This window comes from Rhizobium sp. UFLA01-1127 (assembly GCF_059803845.1).
Map to the genome: position 1 here is coordinate 1 of NZ_JAUQTZ010000280.1, position 1,942 is coordinate 1,942.

At 57.9% G+C, this 1,942-nt stretch carries 2 protein-coding genes and 1 pseudogene; all 3 read right to left on the reverse strand.

From position 1 onward, the window contains the following. Nucleotides 1-812 (reverse strand): glycosyltransferase family 87 protein (locus tag Q4Q11_RS31665; protein ID WP_498571962.1); only part of this gene is annotated, 812 nt, incomplete at its 3' end. A 30-nt stretch (nucleotides 813-842) separates the two neighbouring features. Beyond that, nucleotides 843-1,448 (reverse strand): alpha-ketoglutarate-dependent dioxygenase AlkB family protein, encoded by a 606-nt coding sequence (locus Q4Q11_RS31670; RefSeq protein WP_498571963.1) that lies wholly within the window; start codon nucleotides 1,446-1,448, stop codon nucleotides 843-845. Between the two features lie 287 nt (nucleotides 1,449-1,735). After that, nucleotides 1,736-1,942: pseudogene (locus Q4Q11_RS31675) on the reverse strand (alternative ribosome rescue aminoacyl-tRNA hydrolase ArfB); the annotation flags it as partial.

Sequence of the window (1,942 nt, forward strand, 5' to 3'; positions counted from 1 at the left end):
AATCCTGCCCAACGCACGAGAATAAACACCGTCATCGCATTTTTATGATAAGGTTGAGGATACGCAGCCTCCATGATTGCCCTCATGAGGGGAGCCGTTTCCGTCAGGAAAAGGTTCCAGCTTTCATGGCCGAAACACAGGGCTGTCAAACCGACCAATAGCAAGGTCGTCAGCATAGCTGAAAAAAACGCTCGATAATTTCGGGCAGCAAGCAAGCAAACTGGCACCAATATGCCCAAATGCGGCTTGATGGTCAGCAAACCGAAAAGAAGACCTGCGAACCAAGGACGCTTGGGTGCCAACGCCAATCCGCTCACCAAAAGCGCCGCCGTCAATACGCCATTTTGCCCAAAAACCAGGCTCATGACTGTGGCCGGGCTGAAAGTGACGAGCAATCTCGCCATTGGCGGCAAGCCGAATGGCTTCAGCGCACCATAGAGCAGCAGCAAAGTACACAACGTCCAGACGAGATAGGCCCAACCTATTGACAGTTGAGCCAAGGGCGCACCAATGAGAAGAATAGACGGGGGGTAGCTCCACTCCTGATCGGGTAGCGATTGTCCGAACATGTGCCGCAAGGCTGCTCGGTACTTTTCCATGTCGAATAAATCATCGACATGGCCATGCAGCGCCATCGTGGCTCCCGCCCAGAGGTTGGTAAAATCCCAATATGGCAACCGTTGGGACAGCAGTGAAAAGCCGCGCTCGTCCAGGGCCCACAATTCAATCAGATATAGGAGGCCGGTCAGTATGCCCCCGAATGCTATAACAATGGCAAAGCGAATCTCAGTTCTATGGCGCGCAATGACCATCCGCATCTCCGTGAAGCATTGGTCGAAATGTTAATTCACTCGCCTTAAAGTCAGGTTTATCCGCCCGCCGTTCCTCAGCAGTGTCGACGTTGCCGGATAGATTCGATCGACGCCATGGAAGCATAGCCTGCCCTCGTCGCCGAGAACGACGATATCGCCGCTCGCAAGCTTGAAAGATAGCGTGCGATCATTGCGGCTGAGGCCGCCGACGCGAAAGAGGCAGGTGTTGCCGAGCGAGATCGACAGCACGGGCGCGTTGAGGTCCTGTTCGTCGCGATCCTGATGCAGTCCCATGCGTGCGTCGTCGCTGTAGAAATTGACGAGGCAGGCCTCGGGCGGCTTTTCATAGCCTGCTATGTCATTCCAGAGATCGAGCAATTGCGGCGGCATGGCCGGCCAAGGGCGACCGGTAACCGGGTGCGTTGGCTGATAGCGATAACCACGCTGCTTGTCCGTCACCCAGCCAAGCGAACCGCAATTGGTCATCCGCACCGTCATCTCCTTGCCGGTGCCAGGCATGACCGGTGTGTAGAGCGGCGCTTCGGCCACGACGGCGCGAATCGTCTCGACCAGCCCTTCTTGGGCAGGGCGGTCGAGATATCCGGGGAGATGGCGAATTCCGTTGGGGAGCAGCATTCTGGTTTCCTACGATGATGCCGGTCGGGTGAGCGTGTCGTTCTTGCGCTTTGGTGCCCGGCCCCTCACCCCCACCCTCTCCCCGCAAGCGGGGCGAGGGGGTTTAATCCTGCCTCAAGCCAGCCGCCGCAACTGAGAGTCTTGCTGTTTCCCTGTGTCGTCCCCTCTCCCCGCATGCGCGGAGAAGGCTAGGATGAGGAGCCGGGCAGATAGCGTCCACAACACTGAACTCACCCGACAAGCCACTTTGACCCAACCAAATCCAAACCGCAGCCCAGAAACCAAATCTAATCGCCACCGACCTTGCCGCGCATCTTCTTGACCTCGGAGCGCCCGGATTTCTCCTTCAGACGGCGCTCGACGGACCCCTTTGTCGGCTTGGTCTTCCGGCGCGGCGGCGGTGGCGGCGCTGCTGCTTCGATGATCAGTTCCTTCAGGCGCTCGCGTGCATCGTCGCGATTGCGATCCTGACTGCGGAAGCGGCTTGCCTCGAT